Source organism: uncultured Sphingomonas sp. (genome assembly GCF_964244235.1).
In the GTDB taxonomy this organism is placed as follows: Bacteria; Pseudomonadota; Alphaproteobacteria; order Sphingomonadales; family Sphingomonadaceae; genus Sphingomonas.
Genome location: NZ_CAXTII010000024.1, coordinates 1 through 18,827, shown reverse-complemented (window position 1 = coordinate 18,827; position 18,827 = coordinate 1). Strand labels below are relative to the sequence as shown.

The window sequence follows — 18,827 nt, the reverse complement described above, 5'->3', positions numbered from 1 at the left end:
ACTTATTGACCCGGCAGCTCGAACGGCCCCGGCTTCGCAGGCGTCGTCGGCGGCGCGGCCTTGGCAACCCCGCCCGCCTTGGTCGGCACGACCGACAGCGCATCGCGCGCCAGTTCGCCGATGCCGCCCAGCGTACCCATAAGCTGGGTCGCCTCGACCGGGAACAGGATCGTCTTCGCGTTGGGCGACGTCGCGAACTTGCCGATCGCCTCGACATATTTCTGTGCGATGAAATAGTTGATCGCCTGCGTGCTGCCGCCCTCGATCGCCTCCGACACCGCCTTCGTCGCCGTCGCTTCGGCCTGCGCCGCGCGCTCGCGCGCCTCGGCGTCGCGGAACGCGGATTCCTTGCGGCCCTCCGCCTCGAGAATGCGCGCCTGCTTCTGCCCCTCGGCGCGCAGGATCTCCGACGCGCGCGTGCCTTCGGCATCGAGGATGTTCGCGCGCTTCTCGCGCTCCGCCTTCATCTGCCGGCCCATCGCGTTGACGATGTCGGCCGGCGGGCGGATGTCCTTGATCTCGACGCGCGTGATCTTGACGCCCCACGGCACCGTCGCATGATCGACCACGGTCAGCAGCCGCGCGTTGATCTCGTCGCGCTTCGACAGCGTCTCGTCGAGGTCCATCGACCCCATCACGGTGCGCAGGTTGGTGGTCGTCAGCTGCAGCAGCGCCAGATACAGGTCGGACACCTCGTACGCCGCCTTCGCGCTGTCGAGCACCTGGAAGAACACGACCCCGTCGGTCGAGATCATCGCATTGTCCTTGGTGATGATCTCCTGACCCGGAATGTCGATCACCTGCTCCATCATGTTCACCTTGCGGCCGACGCGATAGAAGAACGCCGGGTAGAAATTGAACCCCGGCCGCGCGACGGTGGTGAAACGGCCGAAATGTTCGATCGTGTATTGATAGCCCTGGCGGACGATCTTGATCGAATTCATCAGGTAGAACAGCACGAGCACCAGCAGCAGCGCAGCAGCGATCAATCCCATCGGTCGAATCCCTCGGTTGTTCCACCCGTCCTAGCAGGCGCAGGGGAGGGGGCCTAGCGCCCCGGCTCCCATGCGGTTACATGGCCCGCCACTTCCACACGCGCAGGAACCGGCACCCCATGGACATCCGCCTCGGCCTCACCTTCGACGACGTGCTGCTGGTGCCGGGCGAGTCGAGCGTTCTTCCCAGCCAGGCGGACACGCGCACGATGCTGACGCGCGGGATCGCGCTCGACATCCCGGTCATTTCGTCCGCGATGGATACCGTGACCGAGGCGGACATGGCGATCGTCATGGCGCAGCTGGGCGGGATCGGCGTGCTCCACCGTAACATGGAGGTGCCCGAACAGTGCGATGCGGTGCGCGCGGTGAAGCGGTTCGAAAGCGGCATGGTCGTCAACCCGATCACCATCCTGCCGAACGCGACGCTGGCGGATGCGCAGGGGCTTATGGCACGGCACAGGATCAGCGGCATCCCGGTGGTGGAGGCGGGCGGACGGCTGGTCGGCATCCTGACCAACCGCGACGTGCGCTTCGCCGAAAACCCGCGCCAGCCGGTCAGCGAATTGATGACTCACGACAACCTCATCACCGTCGCGGTGGGCGTGGGTCAGGAGGAAGCGCGGCGGCTGCTTCACCAGCACCGGATCGAGAAATTGCTGGTGGTCGACGAAGCCTATCGCTGCGTCGGGCTGGTGACGGTCAAGGACATCGAGAAGGCGGTGACCTATCCCAATGCGACGAAGGACGGCGCGGGCCGCCTGCGCGTCGCCGCCGCGACCACGGTCGGTGACCGCGGGTTCGAGCGCACCCGGTCGCTGGTCGATGCCGAATGCGATCTGATCGTCATCGACACCGCGCATGGCCATAATATCGACGTCGCGCGCGCGGTCGAACGGGTGAAGCGGCTCAGCAATTCGGTGCAGGTCATGGCCGGCAACGTGGCCACGGCGGAGGCCGCGAAGGCGCTGATCGGCGCGGGTGCCGACGCGATCAAGGTCGGGATCGGGCCCGGCTCCATCTGCACGACCCGCGTCGTCGCGGGCGTCGGCGTGCCGCAGCTGACCGCGGTGATGGACGCGGCGGAAGAAGCGCGGAAATCGGGCGTACCGGTGATCGCGGATGGGGGCCTTCGCACCTCGGGCGATCTCGCCAAGGCGCTCGCGGCCGGCGCATCCTCGTGCATGATCGGATCGCTGCTCGCGGGCACCGAGGAAGCACCGGGGGAAACGTTCCTGTACCAGGGCCGCGCGTACAAGTCCTACCGCGGCATGGGATCGGTCGGCGCGATGGGTCGCGGCTCGGCGGATCGCTATTTCCAGGGCGATATCAAGGACCAGATGAAGCTGGTGCCCGAAGGGATCGAAGGGCAGGTGGCGTTCAAGGGCCCGGCGCGCGACGTCATCCACCAGCTGGTCGGCGGCGTCCGCGCGGCGATGGGCTATATCGGCGCTGCGACGATCCCCGACCTCCAGAAGCGCGCGCGGTTCGTGCAGATCACCGGGGCGGGGCTGACCGAGAGCCATGTGCATGACGTGACGATCACGCGCGAGGCCCCGAATTATCCGACGCGCTGAGGGGGTGTCCTACACGGGTAGGACGTGTCAGGGCGGGGGATGAACTTGCTGCGAAACATCCTGCCGTCACCCCGGATTTATTCCGGGGTCCATCGTGCCGCGCATTCGAAAGTCGTTGGAATGGCGGCACGATGGATGCCGGATCAAGTCCGGCATGGCGGAGGTGCCATCCACTTCCCCCATCCCGGCTTAGGCCGGGGCCCAGTTACACCGATTTCCGTTGGTGCGCCCCCCGTCTCGCCACGCCCGCGTCGCACACGGGCCCCGGCTTCCGCCGGGGATGGCATGAGACAAATCGCCCCCGCAAACACGCGCACCACCGTAACCTTTGTAAACTTAGCCGCATGACCCCCGCCGCCCGCACCGAAGCCGCGGTCGAGATCCTCGATCAGATCATCGCCGCCGCCAGCGAAGGCGGGGCCGCCGCGGACACGCTCGTGTCGCGCTATTTCGATATCCGGCGCTATGCCGGGTCGAAGGACCGCCGGGCGGTGCGCGATCTGGTCTATGCCGCGATCCGGCGCGCTGGCGAGCGGCCGACGAGCGGGCGGGCGGCAATGGTGGCGCTGGCGGACGACGACCCCGCGCTGGCGGCGACGTTCGACGGCAGCGCGCACGGCCCTGCGCCGATCGAAGCCGACGAACCGCGCGCGGTGGCGGGCTCGGCACCGGACTGGCTGGTGGAGACACTCGTCGCCTCGGGCGTCTCGAAGGCGACGATGGCGGCGCTGGTCGGCCGCGCGCCGCTCGATCTGCGCGTCAATCGGCTGAAAGCGAGCCGCGAGGACGTGCTGGCGATGGTGCCTCAAGTCGAGGTGACTCCCTTCGCACCGGACGGCCTGCGGCTCTCCGGCGGCGGCAATGTCGAGGCCATGCCGGTCTATCGCGACGGGCTGGTCGAGGTGCAGGACGAGGGTAGCCAGATCGTCGGCATGGCGCTGGGCGCGAAGCCGGGCGACCGCATCGTCGATCTGTGCGCGGGCGCGGGCGGCAAGACGCTGGCGCTGGCCGCGGCGATGGCGAACGAGGGCCTGTTGCTCGCCGCGGATGTCGACCGGACGCGGCTTTCGCGGCTCAAACCACGATCGGTGCGCGCGGGCGTTGCGATCGCCGAGACGCTGCTGCTCGACCCCAATCGCGAGGCCGAGGCGCTGGCCGACTGGACGGGCACGGCGGACGGCGTGCTGGTCGATGCGCCGTGTTCGGGCACCGGCACCTGGCGGCGCAATCCGGAGGCGCGGTGGCGGCTGACGCCCGACCGGATCGACCGGCTGGCGATTACGCAGGCCCGGCTGCTGGCGCTCGCCGCCACGCTGGTGCGGCCGGGCGGTACGCTCGCCTATATCGTCTGTTCGCTGCTGGATGCGGAAGGAGCGGAACAGATCGACGTCTTCCTCGCCGCGCATCCGGGCTGGGTCGCCGAGCCGCCGGCGCTGCCCGCGGGTCGATCGCATGGCGCGGGCTGGCGGCTCGATCCCGCGCTCGACGGCACCGACGGCTTTTTTGTCGCGCGCCTGCGGGCACCGTGCTAGCCGGTCCTCGTGTTTCGTCCGGAGCCGATCATGCGTTATTCCTCCGTTGCCCTCGCCGTCGCGCTGACGATCGTCTGCGTATCGACCTCGCTTCACGGGCAGCGTCCCGACGACCAGATCGACCAGCGTTCGCTGGCGTTGCTGGCGGAAGGGAAGTCCGAGCGTGCGGCGGGCAACGTCGATGCCGCGACCGATACGCTGGAGACCGCGCTGGCAGTCGATCCGCGGAACCGCGCGGCCTTTGTCGAACTCGCGCAGATATCGCAGGGGCTCGGGCTGTCCGGCAAGGCGATCCGGCTCTACCGCGAGGCGCTGCTGCTCGAACCCAACGATATCGCCGCGCTCGAGGGGCAGGGCGAGGCGCTGGTCGCCAAGGGCGCGGTGACGCTGGCGCAGGCGAACCTCGCCAGGATCAGGACGCTGTGCAAGACGAACTGCACGCCCGCTACGATGCTGGCCGCGACGATCGCAAAGGGGCCCCCGGTCTCGACTGCGATGGTCACGGACAAGAAGCCGACGACTACGCCCGAATAGCGCGCGCGAGGGCGGTGAAGTCTGCGACCGACAGCGTTTCCGCCCGCCGCGTCGCATCGATGCCGATCGCCTCCAGCGCGGCGAGCGCACCGGGCACCGTCTTCAGGCTTTGCCGCAGCATCTTGCGGCGTTGGCCGAACGCCGCGCCGGTCAACCGTTCGAGATCGGCCAGCGCCACGCCGTCCGGCGCATCGGTGGGAACGATATGGACGACCGCGGACATGACCTTGGGCGGCGGGGTGAAGGCGGATCGGTGGACCGGCATCGCGATCCGCACGGTCGATCGCCACTGTGCCAGCACCGCCAGCCGGCCATAGGGGTCGCCGGCGGTCGTCGCGACGATCCGGTCCGCGACCTCCTTCTGGAACATCAACGTCAGCGACCGCCACCATGGCAGCCACGCCGCCGACAGCCAGTTCACCAGCAGCGCGGTGCCGATGTTATAAGGCAGGTTCGAGACGATATGCGGTGCCCGCGCGAACAGTCCGGGCGCATCGATCGCCAGCGCATCGCCCTCGATGACGGTCAGCCTGCCGGGATACGCCGCCGCCAGCTCGGCGAGCGCGGGGATGCAACGCCGGTCGCTCTCGATCGCCGTCACCCGCGCTCCCGCCGCCAGCAGCGCACGAGTCAATCCACCCGGACCCGGACCGACCTCCAGTACCGGGACATCGCGCAGACCGCCCGGCACCGCCGCGATGCGCGCCAGCAATTGCCCGTCGAACAGGAAATTCTGGCCAAGCGCCTTGCTCGCGGCCAACCCGTGCCGCGCGATGACGTCACGCAGCGGCGGCAATAGCGGCGTGTCGTTCACGCCGCCGCGGCGTCGCGGCTCCGACGGTCCGCCGCTTCGCCCGCCATCGCGATGGCGGCGATCATCGCGCCCGGGTTGGCCTCGTCGCGACCCGCGATCCCGAACGCCGTGCCGTGGTCCGGCGAGGTGCGGACGATGGGCAGGCCAAGCGTGATGTTGACCCCGTCGTCGAAATACAGCGTCTTGATCGGGATGAGCGCCTGGTCATGGTAGCAGCATAGAGCGACGTCATATTTGGCGCGTGCTCTTGGGTGGAACATGGTGTCCGCGGCGAACGGGCCGATCGCGTCGATACCCTCTTCGCGCAGGATCGCGATGGCCGGTTCGAGCAGGTCGATCTCCTCACGCCCGATCGCGCCCTGTTCGCCGGCGTGCGGATTGAACCCGGCAAAGGCGAGCCGTGGGCGTTCGACCCCGAAATTGCGATGAAGCCCGCGGGCGGTGGCGCGCGCCTTGGCAAGGATCAGATCGATATCGAGCAGCCCCGCCACGTCGGCAAGTGCGACGTGAGTCGTGATCGGCACCACGCGCAACCCGGGCCCCGCGAGCATCATGACCGCATTCTCGCCAGCGATCCCGCAGCGTTCGGCGATGAATTCGGTCTGGCCGGGATGCGTGAAGCCGATCGCATAGAGCTGCGCCTTCGCCACCGGTCCCGTCACCAGCGCCCGGGCCGCGCCGGACCGGACAAGCCCCGTCGCCATTTCCAGCGCATGCAGCGCGCAGCGTGCCCCCCCGACATCGGGGGATCCCGGGACGCCGTCGCTCCCTTCGTCGATCGACAGGATCGGCAACGCATCGGAAAAAACGCGGGTCACCTCCGTCATATCCGTCACCGATCGGGTCGGGCCGTCCCAGACCGCGGCGACCGCGCGGATATCACCGATCGCAACGAAGGGCGGGAGGGATCGTTCGCGCCGCGCCGCCCAGGCCTTGGCGATGATCTCCGGCCCGATCCCGGCCGGGTCGCCCATCGATACGGCAAGCGGTGCGACCATGATGCGGTCCTCAGCGATAATCGATGATCGCGTCGCGGCGAAGATCGCGCAGTTTCTGTTGCGCGCGCAGGTTGACGCGCTGCTGCTCCAATTGGTCCTGGACTTGATCGGCACGGGGCAGCGTGCCGGACTTGGGATCGTCGCGACCGCACAGGACCAGCGCCCGGACGCCGTCCTGCGGCGATCCGAAGGGCGGGCTCGACTGGCCGACCTGCAGCTTCAACATGATTTCCTGAAGCTGCGCAGGCAGATCGCGGATGCGGACGGTGTCGTTGTCCACGACCTCCGCGCCGATCGCCGCCGCGACCTTCTCGACCGATCCGCAACCCTGCAGCGCTTGCGTGGCCCTGCCGAATGCGGCGGCGCGCGTGGTCGCTTCCGCCTGCGTCGTACCGGCGGGAAAACGCATCGTCAGCTGTTTCAGGCTGAGGCGTGCATCGCGCGGATCCGCGGTCAGCACCTGGCGCTTGTCGGTCAGGTACAGCAACGAGAACCCGCCGGGCAGCTCGATCGGTCCGGCGACCTGCCCTATCTGCATGGTGCGGAGCGCGTCGGCGAGCGGATCGGGTAATTGCGCGGTGCGCACCCAGCCCAGGTCGCCGTTGACCGCCTTGGTCGTGGCCTCGGAATAGGTGCGCGCGAAATATTCGAACGGTTGCTGGCCCTTTTGGACCTCCTGCACCAACTGACGGGCATTGGCATAGACCTGCTGTCCGTTCGCAGGCGTCGCGCTGAGGAATATCTCCTTGACGTTATATTCTTCGGTGCCCTTCGCCTCTTGCAGGCGCGCCAGGATACCCTTCACTTCCTCGTCGCTCACGTTGGTGGTCGGCTCGATCTTGCGACGCAGATAGCGCTGCCAGGCCAGTTCGGCCTCGATCTGGCGCGTGAGCGAGCGTTCGGACGATCCGGCGTCGCGCAGAAAGGTACGCATCGCCGCCGGCGTACGCCCGAAATTCTTTGCGACCCGGTCGAAACTCTGCGTGATCTCTTCGGTCGTGATGGTGATGTCGCTGACCTTGGCCTCCTGGATCTGAAGCGTCTCGTCGATCAACTGGCGCAGGATCTGGAGCTTCAGCTTGTCGCGATCCTCGGGCGACAGCGCCGTGCCGTTCGCCACCGCCAACAGCGCGACGCGCTGATCGACATCGGTGCCGGTAATGACGGTTTCGTTCACCACCGCGGTCGGCTTGCGGATATTGGGGTCGAGCTTGCCGAAGATCTGGAGGTTCGCGGGGATGTCGAGCCCGGTCGACGGTACGCTGTTGTCGGGCACGGTCTGCGCCATCGCACCGCCGGCCATCAGTGCCAGCATCACGGAGCCCATCGCCTTGCGGCCGACGGTGTCCGAACGGTAGAAATGCTTCACGATCGCTCCATACCCCATCAACGCGCCGGCACCGGCGACCCGTTTCATTGCCGCGCAGCGGCTGAACCGCGGCTTAGCGACCGAGATTGGTGAAGGCCAGCGTCAACAGATATCCGTTGCCGGCGCGCGCATCGCCCGTAGTCTGGTAATCGCGCCGCCACGTAAAGCCCAGTCGCAGGCAATCATCCTCATATTGCACCCCCAGCCGGTGGCGGATCGGCTGGAATCCGTTGGCGGTGGACAGCGGGTCCTCCACGCGGTTGGTCAGATCGACGACCGCGGATCCGAAGGCGGACCAGAAGCGGGAGAATTGGACACGACCGCCGACGCGGACTTCCTCGTGATCCGCCAGATCCTCGTAGACGGGATCGATATTGCGGTTGAGCCGAAGATAGCCGAGCAGGATATAGGTCGACCGCGAACCGATCGTCGCGTCCACTTCGTTGCGCCGCAAAGCGAAATCGCCCTTGTCGATGCGGTACCGCGCGACGATCGAGACAAGGTCGCGGTAGCGCAGTTCGCTTCGCCCGACGATGTCGGACAGGCGATCCGACAGGCCGGTGCCGGGGTAGAAGATCGATGGCCTGTCGTTCAAGCGGTAGCTCTGACCGATCACGGTGTCGAACGTCAATCCGGGCAGATCGACCGCCCATTCCGCGCCGTATGTCGCGCGGCTCGAATCCTCGAACCGGTCATAACCGGGAAAGCGATTGAGCGAGAACAGGTTGCTGTCGTCCAGATCGATCGCGCGCGAATCCTCGTTTGGAACCGAATTATTGTCAATGCTCGGCGCGGCGACGATCTGGAAACGGGGGGTGAAACGCTGCGTACCGCCAAGGAAATTGCCGACGAACGGCCATTTGATATCGACTGCCAGCGCACCGATCGCCCGCGTATGAAATCCCTCTATTCCGCGATAGGCCAGAACGTCGGTCGCCGCGACATCGCCCGTATTGTACAGATCGCCGCGTGCGAACGCAGTGAACGTCACCTCCTGGCCCCAACGGGTGAGCTTGCGAAGGTCCCATTCCACGCTGGCGAACGCGCGCTGCGTATCCTGACCCTCGCTGCGCGTCAGCGCGAGCGTGTTCACCTGCACCATGAAATGGCCGCCGGTCAGGTCCTCGTCGATGCGCCGGCGATAATCGATCTCGGGCAGGGCGACGGGTTGCTGGCTTTGGATCGCGTTGACCCGAAGCGTCTGCACCGCCCAGCCGGTGATCGAGAGATAGCTGTTCGCGTCGATATGCTCGACGCTCAGCGTGTTGCGGAGCACGTCGTCGGTCGAAATCTCGTAGCGCCGCAGGAACGTACGGTCCGACGTATAGCGGATCGACGCGCTGACGCTCCAGTTGGGCGACAATTGGAAGCGGCCGACCCAGTCGATATAGCCGCGAAGCGCCTGTTCGGTATCGGTGCTGGCACCCGTCGTCGTGATATCGTCGCTGCGCCGGCTGGCGGTGACGTATCCAGTCATCCGATACGCGCCCAGCTCGCCGAGCGACCGGTAATCGAGCTGCAGCATAGGCAGAACCGCGGTGTAGATATGCGGCGTGACCGTCAGCCCGTGATCGGGCCCGAACGAAAAATGATAAGGCGTGGCGATCTGGAGGCCGTTGACCGCCTCCAGCCGGATGTCGGGGCTCAGCAACCCGCGTTCGTTCCCGCCGCCGACCGGAGCGGAGAACACCGGTAGCGGCACCGTCGGCAAACCGAAGAGGTTCATCCGTGCGCCCGCGAAATAGATGCGCTGCCTGTCGGGGCGATACGTCACGCGCACCGCCGTGATCTTCCAGGACGGCTCCTTCGGGCATCCCGCCGCGTTGGTTACCGCGCACGGGGTGTAGGCAGCGTCGCGCAAATTCACCGTGCCGTCTTCCGCGCGAGTCCCGGTTCGCGCCGCGATCCGTCCGCCGCGCTCCAGCACCAGGAGCATGTTGTCGACCATGCCGTCCTTCAAAGAATCGGTCAGGTTGATCGAATCGCCATAGGCAACATCGCCCTGCGGGTTGGTGACCGCGACATTGCCGGTCGCCACGACCTTGCCGGTCTTGCGATCCCAGGCGACCTTGTCGGCCCGCAGCCTGTTGCCGGTGCGGTACATCCGTACGTCGCCCGTCGCAGTGACGCCTTCGGTGTTGGTATCATATTCCAGCGCATTGGCGCTGAACTGCACCTGATCGTCGGGCACGGGCGGGGCGGTATCCGCCGGCGTTCCCGCTGCGGGTTGCGTCCGTGGCGGCGGTGGGGCGACCGCGCGCGACTGCAGATCCTGCGCACCGGCGGGCATGGCGGCGAGCGCAAGTGCCAACGCACAGCCTGCCAACAGATCGAAACGCAACACGATCCCGGACCAACCCCCTGCGGTAACACGCCAGCCGTCCCGAACGGCCACGCACCACGATCCGCCTATCGCACCCGATCGACCGCGCTGCAATCGTCCGCGCTTTACCCCGTGTGGCGAACGGGCCTACAGCCCCGATACCCTCCCCCGAGGGACTTGCCGAAAGCATTTGCAATGAAGATCGAATTCGTTTCCCGCGTCGCCGCCGATCCTGCCATCCTGGTCCTACCGGTTGCCAGGGACGGACTGACGCATGTTCGCTGGCCCGAAACCCTGCCTGCCGCGCAATCGATCGCGCGAAGTGCGGCCGCAGCGACGCGGTTCGAGGGCGAGGCGGGGGCCGTGGTGGACCTGTTCGTCGATGCCGGCGGCGGCGGCGTGCGCCACCTCGTCCTGCTCGGCGTGGGTGCCGGGGCCGAGACGGATTGGGAAAAGGCGGGCGGCGCGCTGACGGCCAAGCTGCTGACATCGGGCGCGACGACCGCGACAGTGGATCTTGCGGCGATTCCCGACGCACCCTCCGCAAAGGCAGCGGCGCGCTTTGCGGGGGCGGTCGTGCAACGTGCCTGGCGCTACGACATCTATCGTACCAAGCTGCCCGAAAAGGCGAAGCCGACGCTGGGCGAGGTGCTGATCGCCGGTGCTCCGGCGGATACCGATGCCGCCTGGAGTCGGACGGACGCGGTCACGAAGGGCATGGACCTGACCCGCTGGCTGGTCGCGACGCCGGCCAACATCCTGTATCCGGAAAGCTTCGTGGAGAAGGTCACGAAGGATATCGAAGGCCTCGGTCTTGAGATCATCGTGATCGACGAGCCGCAGATGGGCGAACTCGGGATGGGCGCGATGCTCGGCGTCAGCCAGGGGTCACGGCGCGAAGCGCGTATCCTTGCGCTCAAGTGGAACGGCGCAGGCGAGGGGGATTCCGCCGTAGCGCTGGTCGGCAAGGGCGTGACCTTCGACACCGGCGGCATCTCGATCAAGCCCGCGGCCGGCATGGAGGACATGAAATGGGACATGGGCGGCGCGGGCGCGGTCGCCGGCGCGATGAAGGCGATCGCGCTTCGCCGGTCGAAGGCGAACGTCATCGGCGTCATGGGCCTGGTGGAGAACATGCCCGACGGCAATGCGCAGCGTCCGGGCGACGTCGTCACGTCGATGTCGGGGCAGACGATCGAGGTCATCAACACCGACGCCGAAGGGCGGCTTGTGCTGTGCGACTGCATCACCTGGGTGCAGCGGACATATCGGCCCAAGACGATCGTCGATCTGGCGACGCTGACGGGCGCGATGATCGTCGCGCTCGGCAGCGAACATGGCGGCATCTTCGCAAACGACGATGCGCTGGCCGACCAGCTGCTCGCGGCGGGCCGGGCGACCGGCGACCTGCTGTGGCGCTTCCCGCTGACGGACGCGTACAACAAGCTGATCGACAGCCCGATCGCCGACATGAAGAATGTCGGCCCGCGCGGTGCCGGATCGATCACCGCGGCGCAATTCATTCAGCGCTTCGTCGATGACGGCGTGAACTGGGCACATCTCGATATCGCCGGCATGGTCTGGTCCGACAAGGCCGGCACGACCTACGACAAGGGCGCGACCGGGTACGGTGTCCGGTTGCTCGACCGGTTTGTGGCGGACAATTTCGAGAGGTGAGGATGGCTGGATGCAAGTCGATTTCTACCACCTGACCGCCACCCCGCTCGACCGCGTCCTGCCGCAGATCGCGGAAAAGGTGCTGGCGAGCGGCGCGCGGCTGTTGGTGGTCGCGGACAATGCCGCGCAGCGCGCCGCGCTCGATCGACTGTTCTGGACCTACGCCCCCGAAAGCTTCCTGCCGCACGGCCAGGCCGGGGGCGATGGCGATGCCGACCAGCCGGTGCTGATCGCCGCCGCTCCCGAACCGGCCAACGGCGCGCGCACCGTCGCGATCGTCGACGGCCGCTGGCGCGACGAGGCGCTGGCGTTCGACCGCGCCTTCAATCTCTTCGACGACGAGGCGATCCGCGAGGCGCGGCTCGCCTGGAAGGCGCTATCCGACCGCGAAGGCGTCGAGCGCCGCTACTGGAAACAGAATGACGCCGGCCGCTGGGAACAGGCCGCCTAGTTGCTTTCGGGACGGCCCGGCTCTAGGGCGACGCCACTTTTCCAAGCACGACCAACCACAGGAGCCCGTGACCATCATGGCCGCGAACCGTACCTTTTCGATCATCAAGCCCGATGCCACGCGCCGCAACCTGACCGGCGCGGTCACCAAGATGCTGGAGGATGCCGGGCTGCGCATCGTCGCGTCGAAGCGCATCCAGATGTCGCGCGACCAGGCGGAGGGTTTCTACGCGGTCCACAAGGAACGCCCCTTCTTTAACGATCTGGTCCAGTTCATGATCTCGGGTCCCGTCGTCGTCCAGGTGCTGGAGGGCGAGAACGCCATGCAGCGCAACCGCGACACCATGGGCGCGACCAATCCCGCGAACGCCGAACCCGGTACGATCCGCAAGGAGATCGCCGAGTCGATCGAGGCGAATTCGGTGCATGGTTCGGACTCGGACGAAAACGCCGAGATCGAGATCGCGTATTTCTTCAAGCCCGAAGAACTCGTGGGCTGATCGTTCGCCCGGTGAACTCGGCCGACTACGTTTGAACATGTACCGGCTGATCCCGCGCGAAAGCGGGGGCCCAGGCGCCACAGGCGACATCGCCCGTAACCCCGGGCTCCCGCGTTCGCGGGAGAACGGCGTGTATCGATAGTGCGCCGGGATGTTTAACCGATTGGGTCAATGGCGACGAAACGCTATTTGGAGCCCCGCCCACAGCGCATCCAGCGCAGCCTGTGAGCCCCCCGCCGCGCGAGACCGGAACCCGGTGATCGTCAGCGCCCGACCGCGCAGGAACCGGCCGCGGGTCCGCCAGACGATGTCGTAGATGCCGGTCTTCGCGCGCTGGGCATTGCCATCGCCATAGGTATAGGTGATGAAGATCGGCAACCGCCCGACCTGATCGCCACTCTTCGCCGGGGTCGCGTCGAGCAACGGCCGTTCGAACCAGTCGCGATCGATCGTCTGGTCCACCGCATCCTTCGCGCCGATCGCAAGCGTCGTGGGGAAGCTGACGCGCACATCGCGCAGTTCGTGACGCTCGTCGCGAAGCAGCGCGATCGACCCGCCGTCATGCGATACCAGGCCGCGCAGTTCGAACCGGCCCTTTTCCTGTGTCGCCGCGGCTTCAGCCTGCGTCCGCGTGCGATCGTCCGCGCGGTGATCCGACCAGGTCGTATAAAGCGACAGCGCACCGATCAGGACGCCGACGACGGCGACCACTTCGGCCAAGGATACCCAGCGACGCCGCGTCCGTGCGGCCTCGGCACGTTCGGCGGGAGTGTCGGTCATCGCCCGCCCGCCTCCAGCAGGCGTCGCGGGGCGATAAGCTCCCAACTGATCGCGATCCGGTCGCCGACTTGGTCCCAGTCGGTATCCGGCCGGTCAAGCCGCATCGCGATCCAACCCGAAGGGCCAAGATAGGCGGGCTTGAAATAACAGTCCGGGTCCATGTCGATCAGCATCGCCTGTTCCTCCGCGCCGCTCGTCTTCACGATGACGACCGTCTCGTCATCGCCGTGATGGTCGTGCCAGAAATACGCGAAGAAGCGGCCGCCTTCGATGTGGAAACCGGGTGCCCCGTGCGACGATCGCTCGGCAGCTTCCGGCAGTGCAAGACACAATGCGCGGACTTGGGCGACTGCTGCGGCGGGATCGGGGCTCATCGTGCCACGAACGCTGACAGAATGCGCGGGTAGAGGCCATGCTCCGCAGCAAGCACGCGCGCGGCGAGCGTATCGGGGGTGTCGCCGGGCTCGATCGGCACCTCGCCTTGGCCGAGCACCTCGCCGCCGTCCAGTTCCTCGGTTACGATATGGACCGAACAACCGGCGATGGCATCGCCTGCGGCGATGGCGCGGGCATGAGTGTCGAGGCCCTTGTATTTCGGCAGCAGGGAGGGGTGGATGTTGACGATCCTGCCGCGCCAGCGTGCGACGAACGCATCGGACAACAGCCGCATATAGCCCGCGAGCGCGATCGTCTCGACACCGGCGCCTCGCAACGCCTTGTCGATCGCCGCTTCGTGCGCCGCCTTGCCGATCCCTTTGGGCGACAGCGCGAAGGTTGCGATCCCCTGGTCGCGGGCCCAGACGAAGCCGGGGGCGTCCGGTTTGTCCGATACGACTAGGGTAACGGCATAACCGTGCGCCTGCTCGACAAGCGCCATCATGTTCGATCCCCGGCCGGAGAGGAGGATGCCGACGTTCGTCAACTACCGCCCCCTCCGTCATGCCGGGCTTGCCCCGGCATCCATCGCGCCGCCAATCCCGCCCGCGAATGGACTCGATGCGTGATGGACCCGGGCACAAGGCCGGGGTGACGAAGGGGGGGATCAACCATGCTCGTGCGTCGCGGTCCAATCATCGCGCGCGCTCCACGTTTCGACCGGCCCGCGCACGGTGCAACCACGCTTGCCAGCTTCCACCGTGCCTATCCGGTGCACCGTCTCGCCCGCATCCGCCAACGCAGCCGCAACTTCCTCCGCGTCGTCCGCACCGACCACGACCGCCATCCCGACCCCACAGTTGAACGTCCGCGCCATCTCACCGGGCTCGATCGCACCCTGCGCCTGCAAGAATGCCATCAACCGACTTTGCGGCCAGGCGTCCGCGTCGATCACCGCGTGCGTACCTTCGGGCAGCACGCGCGGGATGTTCTCCAGCAGGCCGCCGCCGGTGATGTGCGCCAATCCCTTGATCCGTCCGTTCGCCAGCACGGGCAGCAATGCCTTCACGTAGATCCGCGTCGGTGCCATCAGCAGGTCGATCAGCAACCGGTCCTGATCGAACATCGCCGGCCGATCGAGTTTCCAGCCCTTGTCCGTCGCCAGCCGCCGGACGAGCGAGAAGCCGTTGGAATGCACCCCCGACGATTCGAGCCCCAGGATCACGTCGCCCGGCGCGATGGTCGCTCCGGTCAGCACCCGGTCGCGCTCGACCGCTCCGACACAGAAACCCGCCAGGTCGTAATCGCCGTCAGCATACATGCCAGGCATTTCCGCGGTCTCGCCGCCGATCAGCGCGCAGCCCGCCTGGCGGCACCCCTCCGCGATCGAGGCGATGACCCGCTCGGCGATCCCCGGGTCGAGCTTGGCGGTCGCGTAATAATCGAGGAAGAACAACGGTTCGGCACCCTGGACGATCAGGTCGTTCGCGCACATCGCGACGAGGTCTATGCCTACCCCTGCGTGCCGGTCCCAGTCGATCGCGAGTTTCAGCTTCGTGCCGACCCCGTCGTTCGCCGCCACGAGCAACGGATCGGTGAACCCCGCGGCCTTCAGGTCGAAGAACCCGCCGAACCCGCCGATCTCCGCATCCGCACCGCTTCGTCTCGTCGCGCGGACGAGGGGGCCGATCGCACGGACCAGCGCATTGCCCGCCGCGATCGAAACGCCGGCGTCGGCATAGGTATAGGGCGTTTTCGGGCTGTCGCTATCGGGCATGACGGGGTGCTAGTCACATCGCGCTTGGATTTCCATGGCCGCTTCGCCAAAAGGCACGCGATGCGTATCCGGCCGACCCTCAAATCCTTCGGCCTGGCCGTGTTCCTGCTGGGAACGGCGACGGCGGTTGCGCAGATCGACGGCACGCGCGGTGTCGCCCCGATCGACAGCGCAAGCAGCTACGAAGTCGCCGGCATCGCTGTGGATGTCGCGGCGAAGACCCCGGATGCCGCGCGGCTTGGCGGCTGGCGGCTCGCGCAGCGCAAGGGATGGGTGCAATTGTCGCGGCGTCTCGGCGGCGGTGGCGCGATGCTGTCCGACGGCGCACTGGACGGCATCGTGTCTGGCATCGTCGTCGAGCATGAGGAGATTGGCCCCAACCGCTATATCGCGAAGCTCGGCGTGCTGTTCGACCGCGCGCGCGCGGGATCGATCCTTGGCATTCCGGCTTACGCCGATCGATCGTCGCCGATGCTGGTCATCCCCGTCCTGTGGTCGGGCGGCGTGGGCCAGGTGTTCGAGCAGCAGACCGAGTGGCAACAGGCCTGGGCGCGGTTCCGCACCGGTGGCAGCGCGATCGATTATGTCCGGCCATCCGGGACCGGCCCCGATTCGCTGCTGCTGACCGTCGGCCAGACCGGCCGTCCCGACCGGGCGTGGTGGCGTACGATCATCGACCAATATGGTGCGACCGACATCCTGATCCCGACCGTCCGGCTCTACCGCCAATGGCCCGGCGGCCCGGTGATCGGCGTGTTCCAGGCGCGGTTCGGCCCTGACAACCGGGTTCTCGGCCAGTTCACGCTGCGTGTCGGCAATTCGGCGGGCGTTCCGCAATTGCTCGATACCGGGGTCAAGCGGCTGGACGATCTCTATCAGGGCGGTCTGCGCAGCGGCGCGCTGCGCCCCGATGCCAGCCTGCTCCCGCTGCCGTCGCCGACCGCCACGCCGACCGCGGACAGCGTGGCGAGCGACGATCAGACGCTTGCACAGATCGTCGGGGACACGGGGACGACTGGGCAGGGGATCCCCGTCACCATACAGTTCGATACGCCCGGGGCGGCAGCGGTGTCGGCGACGGAAGGCGTGCTTCGCGCGATACCCGGCGTCCGATCCGCGGCAACGGTCAGCCTCGCGCTGGGCGGCGTGTCGGTACTGCGCGTGGTCTATGACGGCGATCCGGGATCGCTGAAATCCGCTCTCGAGGTGCGGGGGTATCAGGTGCTCGGCGAGGAGCAGTCGCTGCGCATCCGGCGAGCGCCGTCGTTACTGCCCCCCGGACTCCCCGCGGACGGCGCGCCGGCGGGATGAGCCAGATCGCGCTTCCGCTCGGCTGGCCGGCGGACCCGCGCGCCGATTCGTTCATCATCACGCCGTGCAACGCCCGCGCTGCGCATGTCCTCGACCATTGGGGCACCTGGCCGGTCAAGGCCGCGCTGCTGACGGGGCCGCGCAAATCGGGGCGCAGCCTGCTCGCGCGGATTTTCGCGGCGAAGAGCGGCGGCGCGATCCTGGACGACGCGGATCATGCGGCCGAGGCGGATGTCTTCCACGCCTGGAACCGCGCGCAGGCGGATCGCCGGCCGCTCGTGATCGTCGCGGAGGTCGCACCGCCCACCTGGAGCGTGGCGTTGCCAGACCTTCGATCACGACTCGCGGCCAGTGCCGCAGCGGCGATTGATCCGCCCGACGACGCGCTGGTCCGCGCATTGCTCGCGCATCTGTTCGACCGACGCGGGCTGGACGCGCGGCCCGATCTCATCGACTGGATGTCCAGCCGGATCGAACGCAGTCATCTCGCCGTCATACGCACGGTCGATACGCTGGAACAGCAAGCGACCGAGCGCCGCAAGCGCTTGTCGATCCCGTTCGCCCGCGCCACCTTGAGAGACGCCGGGCTATTGGCCGACGCCCACCCGTTGGAGGACCGATGAACCGCCCCGCCCATCTCGCGCATCTGGCCGGGCACGACGACGATCCATTCGTGCACCAGCCGAACGACCGCTATTTCAATCGCGAATTATCCTGGCTGGCGTTCAACCGCCGCGTGCTGGACGAGGCGTGCAACACCGCGCACCCGCTGCTGGAACGGTTGCGGTTCCTGTCGATATCGGGGTCGAACCTCGACGAATTCTTCATGGTCCGGGTCGCCGGGCTGAAAGGGCAGCAGCTGCAGGACGTCGACAATCGCTCCGCGGACGGGCTGACCGTTGCGCAACAGCTGGTCGCGATCACCTCGGCGGCGGACGAGCTGATGCGCGACCAGCAGACCGTCTGGGCGCAGATCCGCGTGTTGCTGGACGAGGCGAACGTCCATGTCCTTCGCCGCGACGAGGTCGACGACGAGGCTTCGCGCTGGCTGGAGATCTATTTCCGCGAACAGCTGTTTCCGGTACTCACCCCGCAGGCGCTCGACCCGGCGCACCCGTTTCCGTTCATCCCCAACAAGGGGCTGTCGCTGATCTTCGACCTGGTGCGCCTGTCGGACAAGGAACCGGTACGCGAACTGGTGATGTTGCCTGCGACGATGGCGCGCTATGTCCGCCTGCCGGGCGATGTCGCGCGCTACATCGCGATCGAGGCGATCGTGAAGCGTTTTGCGCCGGTGCTCTTTCCGGGTTACCGGATGGTTGGCGCGGGCGCGTTCCGGGTGCTGCGCGACAGCGATATCGAGATCGAGGAGGAGGCCGAGGACCTGGTCCGCTATTTCGCCAACGCCATCAAGCGGCGGCGGCGGGGCCGCGTCATCCGGCTGGAGCTGGAAACGAACCTGCCCGATGCGCTGGCCGCGGCGCTGAAGGAGGAATTGGGGGGGGCGGATGCGATCATCACCGAAAGCGGCGATCTGCTCGGTATTTCCGACCTCGACGGCGTGGTCGACGAAGATCGCCCCGACCTGAAATTCACCCCCTATTCGCCGCGCTTTCCCGAACGAATCCGCGAATTCGGCGGCGACTGTTTCGCCGCGATCCGCGCGAAGGACATCGTCGTCCACCACCCGTACGAGACGTTCGACGTCGTACTGGCCTTCCTGAAACAGGCTGCGAACGACCCCGACGTCGTCGCGATCAAGCAGACGCTGTACCGCGCCGGCAAGCAGTCCGCGGTCATCAACGCGCTGATCGC

At 67.1% G+C, this 18,827-nt stretch carries 17 protein-coding genes and 1 pseudogene; 9 read left to right on the top strand and 9 right to left on the bottom strand.

The window, feature by feature from the left end; genetic code table 11:
• Positions 1–2: 2 nt before the first annotated feature.
• A complete protein-coding gene (locus ACFE7D_RS06245; protein WP_375394565.1) occupies positions 3–995 on the bottom strand; it encodes an SPFH domain-containing protein in 993 nt (330 codons plus the stop codon).
• 119 nt (positions 996–1,114) lie between these two features.
• Here ACFE7D_RS06245 and guaB point away from each other — a divergent pair, with 119 nt between their 5' ends.
• The 3 genes from guaB to ACFE7D_RS06230 all read left to right on the top strand — a co-directional run bounded on the left by guaB (position 1,115) and on the right by ACFE7D_RS06230 (position 4,638).
• Positions 1,115–2,572 carry an IMP dehydrogenase gene (gene guaB, locus ACFE7D_RS06240; protein ID WP_375394564.1) on the top strand — a complete coding sequence of 486 codons (1,458 nt, stop codon included), beginning with the start codon at positions 1,115–1,117 and terminating at the stop codon, positions 2,570–2,572.
• Between the two features lie 344 nt (positions 2,573–2,916).
• Entirely contained in the window at positions 2,917–4,104 is a 1,188-nt protein-coding gene (locus ACFE7D_RS06235; protein ID WP_375394563.1) for an RsmB/NOP family class I SAM-dependent RNA methyltransferase, read from the top strand.
• A gap of 30 nt (positions 4,105–4,134) precedes the next feature.
• Positions 4,135–4,638 carry a tetratricopeptide repeat protein gene (locus ACFE7D_RS06230; RefSeq protein ID WP_375394562.1) on the top strand — a complete coding sequence of 168 codons (504 nt, stop codon included), beginning with the start codon at positions 4,135–4,137 and terminating at the stop codon, positions 4,636–4,638.
• On the opposite strand, the gene rsmA is transcribed toward ACFE7D_RS06230, so the two are convergent.
• Genes rsmA through ACFE7D_RS06210 form a run of 4 tightly spaced genes read right to left on the bottom strand, consistent with a single transcriptional unit; the run spans position 4,625 to position 10,109 of the window.
• Complete coding sequence (gene rsmA, locus ACFE7D_RS06225) at positions 4,625–5,452, bottom strand: 16S rRNA (adenine(1518)-N(6)/adenine(1519)-N(6))-dimethyltransferase RsmA (protein WP_375394561.1); 828 nt, start codon at positions 5,450–5,452, stop codon at positions 4,625–4,627. The genes ACFE7D_RS06230 and rsmA overlap by 14 nt on opposite strands.
• Entirely contained in the window at positions 5,449–6,450 is a 1,002-nt protein-coding gene (pdxA, locus tag ACFE7D_RS06220; protein ID WP_375394560.1) for a 4-hydroxythreonine-4-phosphate dehydrogenase PdxA, read from the bottom strand. Before pdxA ends, rsmA begins: the two co-directional genes overlap by 4 nt.
• Before the next feature lie 10 nt (positions 6,451–6,460).
• A complete protein-coding gene (locus ACFE7D_RS06215) occupies positions 6,461–7,867 on the bottom strand; it encodes a peptidylprolyl isomerase (protein ID WP_375394559.1) in 1,407 nt (468 codons plus the stop codon).
• A 25-nt stretch (positions 7,868–7,892) separates the two neighbouring features.
• Positions 7,893–10,109 carry an LPS-assembly protein LptD gene (locus ACFE7D_RS06210; protein ID WP_375394583.1) on the bottom strand — a complete coding sequence of 739 codons (2,217 nt, stop codon included), beginning with the start codon at positions 10,107–10,109 and terminating at the stop codon, positions 7,893–7,895.
• Positions 10,110–10,337: 228 nt separating this feature from the next.
• Between ACFE7D_RS06210 and ACFE7D_RS06205 the strand changes: the two genes are divergently transcribed.
• The 3 genes from ACFE7D_RS06205 (at position 10,338) to ndk (ending at position 12,769) form a co-directional block, all read left to right on the top strand.
• Positions 10,338–11,819 (top strand): leucyl aminopeptidase, encoded by a 1,482-nt coding sequence (locus ACFE7D_RS06205; protein WP_375394558.1) that lies wholly within the window; start codon positions 10,338–10,340, stop codon positions 11,817–11,819.
• 10 nt (positions 11,820–11,829) lie between these two features.
• Positions 11,830–12,270, top strand: coding sequence for a DNA polymerase III subunit chi (locus ACFE7D_RS06200; RefSeq protein ID WP_375394557.1), 441 nt, complete (start codon positions 11,830–11,832; stop codon positions 12,268–12,270).
• 76 nt (positions 12,271–12,346) lie between these two features.
• Complete coding sequence (gene ndk / locus ACFE7D_RS06195; protein ID WP_375394582.1) at positions 12,347–12,769, top strand: nucleoside-diphosphate kinase; 423 nt, start codon at positions 12,347–12,349, stop codon at positions 12,767–12,769.
• Between the two features lie 168 nt (positions 12,770–12,937).
• On the opposite strand, the gene ACFE7D_RS06190 is transcribed toward ndk, so the two are convergent.
• The 4 genes from ACFE7D_RS06190 to purM form a co-directional block, all read right to left on the bottom strand.
• Positions 12,938–13,549: a hypothetical protein gene (locus ACFE7D_RS06190; RefSeq protein WP_375394556.1), complete on the bottom strand. Its 612-nt coding sequence runs from the start codon at positions 13,547–13,549 to the stop codon at positions 12,938–12,940.
• On the bottom strand, positions 13,546–13,923 hold the full coding sequence (locus ACFE7D_RS06185) for an MmcQ/YjbR family DNA-binding protein (protein ID WP_375394555.1): 378 nt from the start codon (positions 13,921–13,923) through the stop codon (positions 13,546–13,548). Before ACFE7D_RS06185 ends, ACFE7D_RS06190 begins: the two co-directional genes overlap by 4 nt.
• Positions 13,920–14,429, bottom strand: coding sequence for a phosphoribosylglycinamide formyltransferase (purN, locus tag ACFE7D_RS06180; protein ID WP_375394581.1), 510 nt, complete (start codon positions 14,427–14,429; stop codon positions 13,920–13,922). The genes ACFE7D_RS06185 and purN overlap by 4 nt, the downstream gene beginning before the upstream one ends.
• Before the next feature lie 162 nt (positions 14,430–14,591).
• The gene (purM, locus tag ACFE7D_RS06175) at positions 14,592–15,701 is read right to left on the bottom strand and encodes a phosphoribosylformylglycinamidine cyclo-ligase (protein ID WP_375394554.1); all 1,110 of its coding nucleotides are present in this window, start codon (positions 15,699–15,701) and stop codon (positions 14,592–14,594) included.
• Between the two features lie 60 nt (positions 15,702–15,761).
• Here purM and ACFE7D_RS06170 point away from each other — a divergent pair, with 60 nt between their 5' ends.
• From ACFE7D_RS06170 to ACFE7D_RS06160, 3 genes and pseudogenes are all read left to right on the top strand, one after another.
• On the top strand, positions 15,762–17,012 hold the full coding sequence (locus ACFE7D_RS06170; RefSeq protein ID WP_375394553.1) for a heavy-metal-associated domain-containing protein: 1,251 nt from the start codon (positions 15,762–15,764) through the stop codon (positions 17,010–17,012).
• Positions 17,009–17,635: a chromosomal replication initiator DnaA gene (locus ACFE7D_RS06165; RefSeq protein WP_375394552.1), complete on the top strand. Its 627-nt coding sequence runs from the start codon at positions 17,009–17,011 to the stop codon at positions 17,633–17,635. The genes ACFE7D_RS06170 and ACFE7D_RS06165 overlap by 4 nt, the downstream gene beginning before the upstream one ends.
• A pseudogene (locus ACFE7D_RS06160) lies at positions 17,632–18,827 on the top strand (RNA degradosome polyphosphate kinase); the annotation flags it as partial. The gene ACFE7D_RS06165 and the pseudogene ACFE7D_RS06160, both read left to right, overlap by 4 nt.